This window comes from Burkholderia sp. MBR-1, from assembly GCF_013822785.1.
Classification (GTDB): Bacteria; Pseudomonadota; Gammaproteobacteria; order Burkholderiales; family Burkholderiaceae; genus Burkholderia; species Burkholderia vietnamiensis.
On sequence record NZ_CP053609.1, the window covers coordinates 2,629,596 to 2,643,732 of the forward strand.

Below are 14,137 nucleotides of genomic sequence, written 5' to 3' on the forward strand. Positions count from 1 at the left end.
GCGCGCGCCGCGATGCACGAACGATGCCGGGTGGCAAGCCGAGCCGGCGCGCACGGAACGCATCGTCAGCGCGCGCCGCCGTGAAGCGCGGCAACGCGTGCGGCGACCATGATGGCCTTCATCTCGCGCACGGCATTGTCCCAGCCCGCGAAGATCGAATGCGCGACGATCGCATGGCCGATGTTCAGCTCGACGATCCCGTCGATGGCGGCGATCTGTTGCACGTTCGTGTAGTGAAGACCGTGACCGGCGTTGACCTTCAGCCCCAGCTGCGCGCCGGCCTGGACGCCCGCGACGATGCGCTCGTATTCGCGCTGCTGCTCGGCTGCGTCGTGCGCATCGGCGTAACGGCCGGTATGCAGCTCGATCACCGGCGCGCCGGCCTCGTGCGCGGCACGGATCTGGGTCTCGTCCGGATCGATGAACAGCGATACGCGCACGCCGGCGTCCGCAAGTTGCTTGCAGGCCGCGCGCACGGCCTCGAAGCGGCCGGCGACGTCGAGGCCGCCTTCGGTCGTCAGCTCCTCGCGCTTCTCCGGCACGAGACACGCGTCATGCGGACGCACTTCGCACGCGATGTCGAGCATCTCGGCCGTCACCGCGCATTCGAGGTTCATCCGCGTCTTCAGCAGCGGGCGCAGCGTGCGCACGTCGGCGTCGACGATGTGGCGGCGATCCTCGCGCAGGTGCAGCGTGATCGCGTCGGCGCCGGCTTCTTCGGCGGCGAGCGCCGCGCGGATCGGATCGGGATAGGCGGTGCCGCGCGCGTTGCGCAGCGTGGCGACGTGGTCGATGTTCACGCCGAGGTCGATGACGGTGGGCGTTGTCAGGAAAAAGCTCATAGGTTTTGCAGGTCGATCAGGATCTGGCGCGTGGCGAGCGGCGTACCGCCGAGATAGGTGTTCAGCAGGAAGCGCATCAGCGTCTTGCTCTGCGCGACCGTCTGGGCTCGATGGTAATCGTCCTGCTCCATGTCGAGCAACGTCTGTCCGGTGACGACCGGCCAGTGCGACGGTACGTCGTCGTCCGCGTTGCGCACGCCGCGCTCGGGATCGAACACGTAGCGGCGCTCGGGCTCGACCGCGCGGCGCGCCACCGTGCGGTTCAGCGCCATCGCGTAGCCGGTCTCGCGCAGCAGCACGCGCTCGAACGAGCGCAGCACCTGCACGGCCGGTTCGCCGTGCGCGAGGCGCGTGAGCGTCAGCACGTAATGGTTGAACAGCGACGGCTGCGGATCTTCGCGCGCGCAGAATTTCACGAGCAGCTCGTTGACGTAGAAGCCGCACAGCAGCCCGTCGCCGCCGAGCGGCAGCATCCCGCCGACCCACTCGGCGCCGGTGAGCGTGCGCACTTCGGATTTGCCGGACCACGACAACAGCAGCGGCTGGAACGTCTGCAGCACGCCGCGCAGCGCGGAATGGGGGCGCTTCGCGCCCTTCGCGACGAGCGCGAGCCGGCCATGGTCGCGCGTGAGCACGTCGATGATCAGGCTCGTTTCGCGGTACGGATAGCTGTGCAGCACGAACGCCGGCTGCTCGGCGATGCGGAAATCGGACGTGCGAGACGTCGCGCGCCGCGCCTTGCGGCGCGGCGGTTCAGGCGGGGCCGGCAGCGGCGCGTCGTTCGCGCCGGCGGCCACCGCGTCTTCGGTCGACGTCAGCGCGTCATTCGTACCCATAGGCACGCAGCCCCGCCTCGTTGTCGGCCCAGCCGCTCTTCACCTTCACGAAGGTCTCGAGGTACACGGGGCCGTCGAACAGCTTCTCCATGTCGAGCCGCGCCTCGGTGCTGATCTGCTTGAGCTTCTCGCCCTTCTTGCCGATCACCATCGCCTTGTGCATATCGCGTTCGACGAGGATCGTCGCGAAGATGCGCTTCAGCCGCCCTTCCTCCTCGAACTTGTCGATCAGCACGGTGCTCGTGTACGGCAATTCGTCGCCGGTCCAGCGGAACACCTTCTCGCGCAGGATTTCGGCCGCGAGAAAGCGCGAGCTGCGGTCGGTCAGCTCGTCCTCGCCGTAGATCGGCTGACCTTCCGGCAGGTGCGGCTTGATCGTGTCGAGCAGGTGCTTGATGTCTTCCGGCCGCTGCGCGGACAGCGGCACGAGCTCGGCGAACTCGCGCAGCGCGCTCATCTTCTGCATGAACGGGAACAGCGTCGCCTTGTCGCCCACGCGGTCGATCTTGTTCGCGATCAGGAGCGTCGGCGCGCCGGGCGGAATCAGGTCGAGCACCTTCTGGTCGTCGGGCCCGAAGCGGCCGGCCTCGATCACGAACAGGATCAGGTCGACCGACGTGAGCGTCGACGTGACCGCGCGGTTCAGCGAGCGGTTCAGCGCGGTGCTGTGGCGGGTCTGGAAGCCCGGCGTGTCGACGAAGATGAACTGCGCATCGTCGAACGTGTTGATGCCGGTGATGCGATGGCGGGTCGTTTGCGCCTTGCGCGACGTGATGCTGATCTTCTGGCCGACGAGTGCGTTCATCAACGTCGACTTGCCGACGTTCGGGCGGCCCACGATCGCGATCATGCCGCAGCGGAAACCGGTAGGAGCGGGAGTGTTCATATCGTTTGGGAGACAGGTTCGCAACCGGCCGCGCGGCGCGCGGCACGATCGATGGGCAATTCAGTGGCCGGCATCGGCCGCGCGCGCCTGGGCGGCCGCGAGGCTCGCGCCGCCCGGCGGCGTCTCGGTGTCGGGCGCTGCGCCGTCGCGCGGGCGCGGCGTCGTGCGGGAGGCGGGGTCGGACGCGGCGGCTGATTTGTCGGCGCTCGCCGAGGCCGGATCGGCCGGCTGGACGGCTGCTTGACCGGCCGCTTGGCCGGTCGGCTTGTCAGCGGCGCGCGGTGCGCCTTCCGCGGGCTTGTCGGCCGCACGCAGGGCAGCTTCGCCGCGCTCCGGCGACTTCTCGGCCGGCTTGTCGCCCGACGGCTTCGCCGCGCGGTCGGTCTTGTCCGCCACGGTTTCGACATGCGCGGCGCGGATCGCGGCCATCGGCGCCTGAGCCGGCCGCTCGGCCGGCTCGGAAGCGCCGCCGGACGCCTTCACGTCGCGTGCCGCCGCACGTTCCTTCCGTTCCGGCGAGCGCAGGTCCAGCGCTTCCTGAACGCCCTTCACGCCCGGCACGATTTCGGGCTCCGCATGCTTCGATCCACGGGCATTCTTCGAGCGCTTCGGCTTCGAGGCCAGCATCGGCGCGGCGGCCAGCACCTCGTCGAGCGCCTTCTTCGCGGCGGCCTGCTCGGCCGCCCGCCGGCTCGCGCCGGAGCCCGACACCTTCACGTCGAGCTTCGGCACCGTGCATTCGACCTCGAACTGCTGATTGTGCGCCGCACCATGAGTCGCGACGACGGTGTAGGTGGGCAACGCGATCTTGTGCCCCTGCAGATACTCCTGCAGCAGCGTTTTCGCGTCCTTGCCGAGCGTGCGCGGATCGATGTGGTCGAGGATCGGTACGTACAGCCGCTTGATGACCCCTTGGGCGGCTTCGAAGCCGCCATCGAGAAACACGGCCCCGATGATGGCTTCGAATGCGTCCGCGAGAATCGACGGGCGGCGGAACCCGCCGCTGCGCAACTCGCCCTCGCCCAGTCGCAGCCCGTCCGAGATATTCAGGGCCTGAGCGATTTCATACAGCGACTGCTGCTTGACGAGATTGGCGCGCACGCGCGACAGATCGCCTTCGTCCAGCTTGCCGAAGCGCTGGAACAAAAGGGCCGCCACCGCGCAATTCAGAACGGAGTCGCCGAGAAACTCGAGCCGTTCGTTATGCGTGGCGCTGTGACTGCGATGGGTCAAAGCCTGGCGCAACAATTCCGCATTGCGAAATTCGTAGCGCAGCCGGCTTTCCAACTGGGATAGGGGCATGTGCAGGAGTATAACGCGGGCGCCGGTCGGGCCGAAGCGGCACGGCCGGACGCGAAAAGGCGTGACGAGGCGGTGTTACCGCCGGTTCTTAAAGTAGTTCGGCAATACGCGACGCGGCCCGTGCGTCGCGCATTGCGTGCGAGTCGACTGCGATCAGTTGAAGGAACCGATGCGCTTCAGGTCGCTGAAGTTCATCCAGATGAAGAACGCGCGACCGACGATGTTGTTGTCCGGCACGAACCCCCAGTAGCGGCTGTCCGCGCTGTTGTCGCGGTTGTCGCCCATCATGAAGTAGTGGCCGGGTGGCACCTTGCAGATCACGCCGCGGCTGTTGTACGTGCAGTTGTCGCGATACGGATAGTCGTATGCGCCCATCACGAACGGCGGCACCGCGGGATTGTTCAGGATCGCGTTCTTCTTCGTGCCGAGCGTTTCCTCGAACTGCTTCGCGTAGTTCTGGCGCTCGTCGTCGAAGTAGTCGGGCAGCGGCGTTTCGGGCACCGGCTGGCCGTTGATCGTCAGCTGCTTGTCCTGATAGGCGACCGTGTCGCCCGGCAGGCCGACGACGCGCTTGATGTAGTCGACCGACTCGTCCTTCGGATAACGGAACACGACGACGTCGCCGCGCGACAGCGGCTTGCCCTGCGTGATCTTGGTGTTCGTGACCGGCAGACGCAGCCCGTATTCGAACTTGTTGACGAGGATGAAATCGCCGACGACCAGCGTCGGCACCATCGAGCCCGACGGAATCTTGAACGGCTCGACGACGAACGAACGCACGACGAACACCGCGAGGATCACCGGGAAGAAGCTCGCCGTGTATTCGAGCCACCACGGCTGGCGCAGCTTCTCGTCGCGCAGCTTCGCACGCGTCTGCACCGCATTTTCGTCCGCGAAACGCTTGTCGATGCGCGACTGCTGGCGATCGAACTCGTCGATCGCCACGTCGGCCGCCTTGCGTCGCCGCGGCAGGAACACCAGCTTGTCCAACACCCACGCCACGCCCGTCACGACGACGAGCACAAAAAGAATCAGCGCAAAATTCATAAAAGGATCAGTCCTGTTATTTGTCTTCGACGCGCAAGATCGCGAGGAACGCTTCCTGCGGGATCTCGACCGAACCCACCTGCTTCATGCGTTTCTTACCTTCTTTCTGCTTCTCGAGCAGTTTCTTCTTTCGCGTGATGTCGCCGCCGTAGCACTTCGCCAGCACGTTCTTGCGCAGCGCCTTGATGTTCTCGCGCGCGACGATGTGCGCGCCGATCGCGGCCTGGATCGCCACGTCGTACATCTGGCGCGGAATGATTTCGCGCATCTTCGCGGCCACTTCGCGGCCGCGGTACTGCGACTGCGAGCGGTGCACGATGATCGACAGCGCATCGACCTTGTCGCCGTTGATCAGCATGTCGACCTTCACGACGTCCGACGAACGGTATTCCTTGAACTCGTAGTCCATCGACGCATAGCCGCGCGACACCGACTTCAGGCGATCGAAGAAGTCGAGCACGATCTCGGCCATCGGAATTTCGTACGTGAGCTGCACCTGGCGGCCGTGATACTGCATGTTGATCTGCGAGCCGCGCTTCTGCTCGCACAGCGTGATCACCGAGCCGACGTAGTCCTGCGGCATGTACAGGTTCACGGTGACGATCGGCTCGCGAACCTCGGCGATGCGGCCGGGTTCCGGCATCTTCGCCGGGTTCTCGACCATGATCGTCGAGCCGTCGCTCTGCACCACTTCATAGACGACCGTCGGTGCGGTCGTGATGAGGTCCATGTCGAACTCGCGCTCGAGCCGCTCCTGCACGATTTCCATGTGCAGCAGCCCGAGGAAGCCGCAGCGGAAGCCGAAGCCGAGCGCCTGCGACACTTCCGGCTCGTACTGCAGCGACGCGTCGTTGAGCTTCAGCTTCTCGAGCGATTCGCGCAGCGCGTCGTACTGGTTCGCCTCGACCGGATAGAGGCCCGCGAACACCTGCGGCTTCACTTCCTTGAAGCCCGGCAGCGGCTCGGTGGCAGGCTTCGCCACGTGCGTGACGGTATCGCCGACCTTCGCGGCCGTCAGTTCCTTGATGCCGGCGATGATGAAGCCCACCTGCCCGGCCGACAGCGATTCGAGATTGCGCGACTTCGGCGTGAACACGCCGACGTGCTCGACCGGATACTGCGCGCCGGTCGCCATCATCTTGATCTTGTCCTTCGGACGCAGCGTGCCGTTGACGATGCGCACGAGCATCACGACGCCGACGTAGTTGTCGAACCACGAGTCGATGATCAGCGCCTGCAGCGGCGCGGCCGGATCGCCCTTGGGCGGCGGCACCTTCGCGATCAGCGCTTCGAGCACGTCCTCGACGCCGAGCCCCGTCTTCGCGCTGCAGCGCGTCGCGTCGGTGGCGTCGATGCCGATCACGTCCTCGATTTCCTCGATGGCGTTCTCGGGGTTCGCGGCCGGCAGGTCGATCTTGTTCAGCACCGGCACGACTTCGACGCCGAGCTCGATCGCCGTGTAGCAGTTCGCGACCGTCTGCGCCTCGACGCCCTGGCTCGCGTCGACCACGAGCAGCGCGCCCTCGCAGGCGGACAGCGAACGGCTGACTTCGTAGGAGAAATCGACGTGCCCCGGCGTATCGATCAGGTTCAGGTTGTAGACCTTGCCGTCGCGCGCGCGATAGGACAGCGCCGCAGTCTGCGCCTTGATGGTGATGCCGCGCTCGCGCTCGATGTCCATCGAGTCGAGCACCTGCGCTTCCATTTCGCGGGCGGCGAGGCCGCCGCATACCTGGATGATGCGATCCGCGAGCGTCGACTTGCCATGGTCGATGTGGGCGATGATCGAGAAATTACGAATATGATCCATTCAGTGCCGATCAAGCGAAAAAGGCGCGCTCGACGACTGCGGAGCACGCCTTGTAAGTCGGTGAAAAAACGGCTTATTTTAGCCGAAAAGGCCTTTGCCGGGCGGTAATTTGGGGCGGCCGGCGAGCGCGTGCCGACCGCGAGCGTCCGGAGCCGCCGGCCGCCTGCACGCGCCGGGGCCGGGTCAGCGCCGCGCCGCGAACGCGCCGCGCACCGCCGCCTCGTCGAACCGGTGGCGGCACACCTCCACGCCGTCGAGCAACAGCACCGGCACGTCTTCGTCATAGCGGGCGACGAGTGCCGGATCGGCGTCGATGTCGACGTAGTCGAGCGCGACGCCGAATTCGGCCGCCAGCGGCGCCAGCGCGTCGCGCATGTCGTCGCACAGGTGACACCAGCCGCGGCCGTAAAGCGTGAACATCGGCGCGCGACTTACTTCTGGCTCGGGCGCGGACGCACCGGCACGAACTGCGTGTTGTCGCCGCGCCGCACGAGCACCGCGACCGCCTTCTGCGGATCGAGCTGCGCGGTCACGTCGGCGAACTGCTTCGCGCTCGTGATGTCGGTGTCGCCGACGCGCAGCACGATGTCGCCGCGCTGCAGCCCGGCGCGCGCGGCCGGGCCGTCGACGCCGTCGATCTGCACGCCGTTCTTCAGCTTCAGCGATTTCATCTGCTCGGCCGGAATGTCGCTGACCGTCAAGCCGAGCGAATTCGCCTGACGCGGCTTCTGCGGCGCGCTCTTGCGCTGCTCGGCCTTCGCCGTCGTCTCCGCCGGCGTCTCGGCGATCGTGATCGGCAGCTCGCGCGCCTGGCCCTTGCGCCACACGGTGACGGTCGCCTTCGCGCCGGGCTTCGTGTCGCCGACCATGCGCGGCAGGTCCGACGCCGCGTCGACCGAACGGCCGTTGAACTTCAGGATGATGTCGCCCGGCTGGATGCCCGCCTTGTCGGCCGGGCCGCCCGGCTCGACGCTGCTCACCAGCGCGCCTTCCGCCTTCGGCAGCCCGATCGAATCGGCCACGTCCTTCGTGACCTCGCCGATCGCCACCGCGATGCGGCCGCGCGTGACCTTGCCGGTCGCCTTCAGCTGATCGGCCACGCGCATCGCTTCGTCGATCGGAATCGCGAACGAGATGCCCATGAAGCCGCCGGTGCGGCTGTAGATCTGCGAGTTGATGCCGATCACCTCGCCCTGCATGTTGATCAGCGGGCCGCCCGAGTTGCCGGGGTTCACCGCGACGTCGGTCTGGATGAACGGCAGATAGTCGCCCGTGTTGCGGCTCTTCGAACTGACGATGCCGGCCGTCACGGTGTTGTCGAGGCCGAACGGCGAACCGATCGCGACCACCCACTCGCCGACGCGCACCTTGGTCGAATCGCCGATCGCGACGACCGGCAGGTTCGCTGCCTGGATCTTGACCACCGCGACGTCGGTCCGATCGTCGACGCCGATCAGCTTCGCCTTGAATTCGCGCTTGTCGGTGAGCGTGACGTAGATGGTGTCCGCATCGTCGACGACGTGCGCGTTCGTCATCACGTAGCCGTCTGCCGACACGATGAAGCCCGAGCCGACCCCGCGATTCTGCTCGGTGTCCGGCGGATTGTCGGGCGTCGGCGCGCCCTTCGGGCTGCCGCCGCCGTTGCCGGGCGCCTGCGGCAACGGAATGCCGAAGAAGCGCCGGAAGAATTCCGACATGTCGCCGTTGTCGAAGCCCGGCGGCAGGCTGCCGCGCGGCCCCGGCACCGGCACGTTCGCGGTCGTCCGGATGTTCACGACGGCCGGCCCGACCTTTTCGACCAGATCGGCGAAGTCGGGCAGGCTGCCCGGGGGAGGCGTGACAGCGGACGCGGTTTGCGGGACGAACGGCAGGCAGGCACACAGCGCCGCCGCCGCGAGCACTTTGCGCAGCGTGATTTTCGTCATGTCGGGAGCCGTAGCGTTACTTGGAAGCCTTGTATTCTATGGCAGACGCGAACTGCTGCAACGTGGCCGGGGGCACTTCGCCGAGCACGGTGATCCAGTAGTCGCCGCGGCGCTTCACGAGCACGTGCGTCGCGCCGGTGCTGCCCGCGCCTTCCTTGCGCGTATTCTTTTCGGCCGGCTCGATGAAGACCGAGATCGTCGCCAGCCCGTCGGTGAAGACGGCCTGGTCGACCGGAATCGGCGGATCGCCTGCGTCGCGCGCGGCCATCGGCCGGCGCACCTCGCGAATCTTGCGGAAGCCGGCGATCGTCGGCGCGATCTGCCAGCCCTGCGCTTCCATGTCGACCGTCGCAACCGGCGGGCGGACCACCGTCCAGCCGCTCAGATTGCGCATGCCGGCCGCGATCGCGGACTTGTCGCCGGCGGCGCCGCCCGTCTGCAACTGCGAGAACGCGACCTGCTCGAGCACGTGATCGCTCGCGTCGAGCGTCTGCGAACGCAGCAGCAACCCGGTGCGCGCATCGGCCCACAGCTTGTACGTGAAGCGGTACGCATCCTTCGGCACGAGCTCGACGACCTGCGCATCGACGCCGGCGACGCGGTCGCGGCCGAGCAGCTTCGCGTCATAAACGGACATCACGTGCTCGCCCGGCGCACCGAGCAGCGCGGGGAACGAATCGCGCGTCTGGCGGCGCTCGACCACGCACAGCTTGCGCTCGGGGACGAACGTATACAACTCGTCGTTGTGCCGCAGCACCTTGCGCGGCTTGCCGTCGAGCGACTCGATGCGCTCGAATTCGCCGTCACGCGACGCGACGTGCGCAATGCGCGACGATTGCACGTAGCCGCCGCGCTGGTAGACGAACGTGCCTTCGTAGCTCTGCTGCTGCGCCGCCTGCTGGATGCGGTCGAGCCAGTCGGCCGCGCCCTTGCGGGTGGCGACGGGATCGTCCGGTTGCTGGGCGCTGGCGGGAAGGGATTGAACGGACAACAGGGCGGCTGCGCAAAGCAGGAGGGCCGGCAGCCGCTTCCATCCGGAGATGGCGTGATTCAACTGCAATGTCCGCATCGGGTTTATTGGCCTGGCGTGGTGGACACCGCGGCGCGGATCAGCGGCATCGAGCCCGTAACGACGGGCTGCTGCGCAAATTGCTGATGCGCTTCGAGGTATTGATCGAGACTGGCGTCGCGGATGATGTTGACGTCCTGCAGCGCCGGCTGCGTAGACGCCTGAGCGACCGTCACGCGCTGCAGGCCGCCGCTTTGCGGCGCGCCGACCGATGCGACCTGGACTGCGCCCGGCACGCCGGCCGTCTGCATCTGCGGCACGACGATCCACGTCAGCGTGGCGGCCGCGGCGGCCACCGCGAACGCCGGCACGACCCTGCGGCGCAGCGACAGCAGCTTGCGCGCAGCCGGCGCGGCGGCCGGCGCCAGCAGGTGCGGCTCGCTGTCGAGCGCAGCCGCCATGCGCGCGGTGAACGCGACGCTGCGAGCCGGCGACAGCGTGAGCTCGTCCGAGCGCAGCGCATCGCCGATCAGATGGTACTGGGCCCACGTCGCGCGATCCGCGCCGTTCAGCTCAGCCAGAAACTGCCCGTGATCCGGACCGTCGAACAGTTCCCCGTCGACCAGAGCGGAAAGGCGCTCGCCGCGCGAGCACGCTTGCGACTGCGTATTGACCGACCCCATGATGCTCCCCATCTTGCACACACCCCGTCGTGATTTCACGACCCTATCCGTAACTAGACCCCGACCCGCGTCGTTGCACCCATCGCACTCACCAGCGCTTGCCTTCGGGCGTATCGAGCAGCGGACGCAATTTTGCAGCGATTGCCTCGCGAGCCCGGAAGATCCGCGATCGAACCGTCCCGATCGGGCAGTTCATCATTTCTGCGATTTCTTCGTAGCTCAGGCCCTCGATCTCGCGCAGCGTAATCGCCTGACGCAATTCTTCGGGCAGGACGGCCATTGCAGCGTTGACCGTCTCGGCAATCTGCTTGCTCATCAACATCGACTCTGGCGTGTTGATATCCCTTAGTTGGTCTGCGTCGGAGAAAGTTTCCGCCTCCTCGGCATCGGCCTCGGTGGAGGTCGGCGCCCGACGGCCTTGCGTCGCAAGGTAGTTCTTCGCCGTGTTGACGGCAATCCGGTACAACCACGTGTAGAACGCGGACTCACCGCGAAATTGCGGCAACGCACGATACGCCTTGATGAACGCGTCCTGGGCCACGTCCTCGACCTCGGCGGGATCCCGCACGAGGCGCGAGATCAGCCGAATGATCTTGCGGTGGTATTTGGAGACCAGGAGTTCGAACGCCGCCTTGTCGCCTTTCTGTACGCGCTCGACCAGAGCCTGATCGATTTCTTTTTCACTCACCTGACAAATCCGTTAACTAGGGATGCAACGCGGAGCGTTATTGTAGCGTTCCGCCGCCGGCCGCTGGTTACGGTACGTAACGAGCCGCGATCATGCCCGCCCCGTCGTGCGCGCGGTACGCGCGAGCACGGACAGCGCGCTGAACGACGCGGCGTCGAGCGCGTCGGCCGGGATCAGCAACGGCCGCGCGCGGCGGGCGCCTTGCCCGACCGACAGCACGAGCAGCAGGCTGCTCCAGTGTGCATGGCCGGTCACCCGGCCGCGGGCCAGCAAGCGCCCGCCGCGGCTGAACGCCGCGATCTCCCCGAATGCATCGATGCGCAGCTCCGCCGGCAGGCGGTGCGCAAAGGCCCGCACCGCGCACGACGTCAGCAGCGCAGCCGTGGCCGCGGCCATGCCTGCGCCGGCGACAGCACCCGCACGCGGGGCCCAGAACAGGTACACGGACGCGGCGCACGCCGCGACGAACGTTGCCAGCACGACATACGACACGGCCGAGGCCCGCAACGCAAAGCGCTGCGGACGCCCGGCCGGAGCATCGAATGGACTCGTCAAGCGATTCGACGTCAGACGCGCTTGAATACCAGCGTGCCGTTGGTGCCGCCGAAGCCGAAGTTGTTCTTCACGGCCACGTCGATCTTCAGGTCACGCGCGGTGTTCGCGCAGTAATCGAGATCGCACTCCGGGTCCTGGTTGAAGATGTTGATGGTCGGCGGCGACACGTTGTTGTGCAACGCCAGCACCGTGAACACCGACTCGAGGCCGCCCGCGCCACCGAGCAGGTGACCCGTCATCGACTTCGTCGAGTTCACGACGAGCTTGTACGCGTGCTCGCCGAACGCCGCCTTCACCGCGTCCGACTCGTTCTTGTCGCCCAGCTGCGTCGACGTGCCGTGCGCGTTCAGGTACTGCACCTGGTCCGGATTCACACCGGCATCGCGCAGCGCCGCGACCATGCAGCGGCGCGGACCGTCCATGTTCGGCGCGGTCATGTGGTACGCATCGCCGGTCATGCCGAAGCCGGAGACTTCCGCATAGATCTTCGCGCCGCGCGCCTTCGCCGCCTCGTACTCTTCCAGCACCATCACGCCCGAACCCTCGCCCAGCACGAAGCCGTCGCGGTCCTTGTCCCACGGGCGCGACGCGGTTGCCGGGTCGTCGTTGCGGGTCGACAGCGCGCGCGCGGCCGCGAAACCGCCGATGCCGAGCGGCGACACCGTCGATTCGGCGCCACCCGCGACCATCACGTCGGCGTCGCCGGCCTGGATCAGGCGCGCCGCGAGGCCGATGCTGTGCAGACCGGTCGTGCAGGCCGTGACGGCCGCGAGGTTCGGGCCCTTCAGGCCGAACATGATGCTCAGGTGGCCCGAGATCATGTTGATGATCGAACCCGGCACGAAGAACGGCGAAATCCGGCGCGGGCCGCGATCGACGTAGGTCTGGTGCGTGTCTTCGATCATCGGCAGGCCGCCGATGCCGGAGCCGACCAGCACGCCGATGCGCTCCGCATTGGCTTCGTTCACTTCGAGGCCGCTGTCCCGGATAGCCTGGACACCGGCTGCGATGCCGTAATGGATGAACGTATCCATGCCGCGGGCTTCCTTCGCCGGGATGTACTCCTCGACGTTGAAACCCTTCACTTCGCCCGCGAAATGGCAAGCGAGGTTCGACGCATCGAACTTCGTGACGGTGGCGATACCGGACTTGCCGGCGACGAGATTGGCCCAGCCGTCGGCAACATTATTGCCAACAGGCGAAATCAGCCCCAGGCCTGTAACAACAACACGACGGCGGCTCACGGTAACCTCTTTTCCATTATTGGATGACAAAAACAAAAGCCACAGTGGCCACAGGAACCAGCCCTGCGAGCCCTGTGGCTGTTAGTCCGTCCGGCGCGAAGCCGGCAGGATGGCGCGTCAATCGCGAAGATCGCGGCGACGTGGCGGACGAGCGCGAAAGGCGCTTACGCCTTGACGTTTGCGCGAGCGTAGTCGATCGCTTGCTGAACCGTCGTGATCTTCTCTGCTTCTTCGTCCGGGATTTCCATGCCGAACTCGTCTTCCAGAGCCATCACCAGTTCGACCGTGTCGAGCGAGTCTGCACCCAGATCGTTCACGAACGATGCTTCGTTCTTGATCTCGGCTTCCGCGACGCCCAGTTGCTCAGCGACGATCTTCTTGACACGTTGTTCGATGTTATCCATTACCCCTCCGAGGGAAAGTTCAGATTTACAAGTGCGCGCATTTTATCAGGTTTGCTGACGCCAAAACGCGCGTTGGCTTGATGGTCGATCAAGCGCCGATCCGCCTGAAAAACGGGATACGGCGCGGATGGTAAACGAAAACCGTTACGACATGTACATGCCGCCGTTCACGTGCAGCGTCGTGCCGGTGATGTAACCGGCCTGCGGCGACGCGAGAAACGCGACGGCATGGGCGATGTCCTCCGGGCTGCCGAGGCGGCCGAGCGGAATCTGGGTCTTGAGCGCGGCCTGCTGTTCTTCCGGCAGCGTCTTGGTCATGTCGGTGTCGATGAAGCCCGGCGCCACGCAGTTGACCGTGATGCCGCGGCTGCCGATTTCGCGGGCCAGCGCGCGCGTCATGCCTGCCACGCCGGCCTTCGCGGCCGCGTAGTTGGCCTGCCCCGGATTGCCGGCCGAGCCGACCACCGACGTGATGTTGATGATGCGCCCGCCGCGGGCCTTCATCATCGGGCGCAGCACCGCGCGCGACAGCCGGAACACCGACTTCAGGTTGGTGTCGATCACCGCGTCCCAGTCCTCGTCCTTCATCCGCATCGCGAGCTGGTCCTGCGTGATCCCGGCGTTGTTGACGAGCACGTTCAGCGCGCCGAATTCCTTCACGGTCGCGTCGATCAACGCTTCGGCCGCAGCCGCGTCGTTGACGTTCAGCACCGCGCCGCGACCCGTCACGCCCGCTTCCGCGAACCCGGCGCTAATCGCGGCCGCGCCCGATTCGCTCGTCGCCGTGCCGATCACCGTCGCGCCCAGGCGCGCGAGTTCGAGCGCGATCGCACGGCCGATGCCGCGCGATGCGCCGGTCACGATCGCGACCTGTTTGTCGAGAGTCTTTTCCATGAATCGAATATC

At 66.4% G+C, this 14,137-nt stretch carries 15 protein-coding genes; all 15 read right to left on the reverse strand.

The genetic code is table 11. The features are described from left to right. Positions 1–65: 65 nt before the first annotated feature. Positions 66–842 carry a pyridoxine 5'-phosphate synthase gene (gene pdxJ / locus MBR110_RS12030; RefSeq protein ID WP_059458902.1) on the reverse strand — a complete coding sequence of 259 codons (777 nt, stop codon included), beginning with the start codon at positions 840–842 and terminating at the stop codon, positions 66–68. Beyond that, positions 839–1,678, reverse strand: a complete 840-nt coding sequence (gene recO / locus MBR110_RS12035) for a DNA repair protein RecO (RefSeq protein ID WP_045579321.1) — start codon at positions 1,676–1,678, stop codon at positions 839–841. Before recO ends, pdxJ begins: the two co-directional genes overlap by 4 nt. Beyond that, complete coding sequence (gene era / locus MBR110_RS12040; RefSeq protein WP_059668793.1) at positions 1,665–2,564, reverse strand: GTPase Era; 900 nt, start codon at positions 2,562–2,564, stop codon at positions 1,665–1,667. The genes recO and era overlap by 14 nt, the downstream gene beginning before the upstream one ends. 60 nt (positions 2,565–2,624) lie before the next feature. Further along, positions 2,625–3,866, reverse strand: a complete 1,242-nt coding sequence (gene rnc / locus MBR110_RS12045; protein ID WP_059607293.1) for a ribonuclease III — start codon at positions 3,864–3,866, stop codon at positions 2,625–2,627. Positions 3,867–4,019: 153 nt separating this feature from the next. After that, entirely contained in the window at positions 4,020–4,913 is an 894-nt protein-coding gene (gene lepB / locus MBR110_RS12050) for a signal peptidase I (RefSeq protein WP_011883967.1), read from the reverse strand. A gap of 16 nt (positions 4,914–4,929) precedes the next feature. Continuing rightward, positions 4,930–6,723, reverse strand: coding sequence for a translation elongation factor 4 (gene lepA / locus MBR110_RS12055; protein WP_011883966.1), 1,794 nt, complete (start codon positions 6,721–6,723; stop codon positions 4,930–4,932). A gap of 183 nt (positions 6,724–6,906) precedes the next feature. Beyond that, entirely contained in the window at positions 6,907–7,143 is a 237-nt protein-coding gene (locus tag MBR110_RS12060) for a glutaredoxin family protein (protein WP_059568582.1), read from the reverse strand. 11 nt (positions 7,144–7,154) lie between these two features. Beyond that, complete coding sequence (locus MBR110_RS12065) at positions 7,155–8,648, reverse strand: DegQ family serine endoprotease (protein WP_059460869.1); 1,494 nt, start codon at positions 8,646–8,648, stop codon at positions 7,155–7,157. Between the two features lie 16 nt (positions 8,649–8,664). Continuing rightward, entirely contained in the window at positions 8,665–9,717 is a 1,053-nt protein-coding gene (locus MBR110_RS12070; RefSeq protein WP_011883963.1) for a MucB/RseB C-terminal domain-containing protein, read from the reverse strand. A 5-nt stretch (positions 9,718–9,722) separates the two neighbouring features. Further along, positions 9,723–10,340, reverse strand: coding sequence for a sigma-E factor negative regulatory protein (locus MBR110_RS12075; protein ID WP_011883962.1), 618 nt, complete (start codon positions 10,338–10,340; stop codon positions 9,723–9,725). Between the two features lie 88 nt (positions 10,341–10,428). Beyond that, positions 10,429–11,028, reverse strand: coding sequence for an RNA polymerase sigma factor RpoE (gene rpoE / locus MBR110_RS12080; protein WP_011883961.1), 600 nt, complete (start codon positions 11,026–11,028; stop codon positions 10,429–10,431). A 90-nt stretch (positions 11,029–11,118) separates the two neighbouring features. Then, positions 11,119–11,583, reverse strand: coding sequence for a hypothetical protein (locus tag MBR110_RS12085; protein WP_059735233.1), 465 nt, complete (start codon positions 11,581–11,583; stop codon positions 11,119–11,121). 11 nt (positions 11,584–11,594) lie between these two features. Then, positions 11,595–12,827, reverse strand: coding sequence for a beta-ketoacyl-ACP synthase II (fabF, locus tag MBR110_RS12090; protein ID WP_059735235.1), 1,233 nt, complete (start codon positions 12,825–12,827; stop codon positions 11,595–11,597). A 164-nt stretch (positions 12,828–12,991) separates the two neighbouring features. Then, on the reverse strand, positions 12,992–13,231 hold the full coding sequence (gene acpP / locus MBR110_RS12095; RefSeq protein WP_004197638.1) for an acyl carrier protein: 240 nt from the start codon (positions 13,229–13,231) through the stop codon (positions 12,992–12,994). A 144-nt stretch (positions 13,232–13,375) separates the two neighbouring features. Then, the gene (gene fabG, locus MBR110_RS12100; protein WP_011883958.1) at positions 13,376–14,125 is read right to left on the reverse strand and encodes a 3-oxoacyl-ACP reductase FabG; all 750 of its coding nucleotides are present in this window, start codon (positions 14,123–14,125) and stop codon (positions 13,376–13,378) included. Positions 14,126–14,137: the final 12 nt, after the last annotated feature.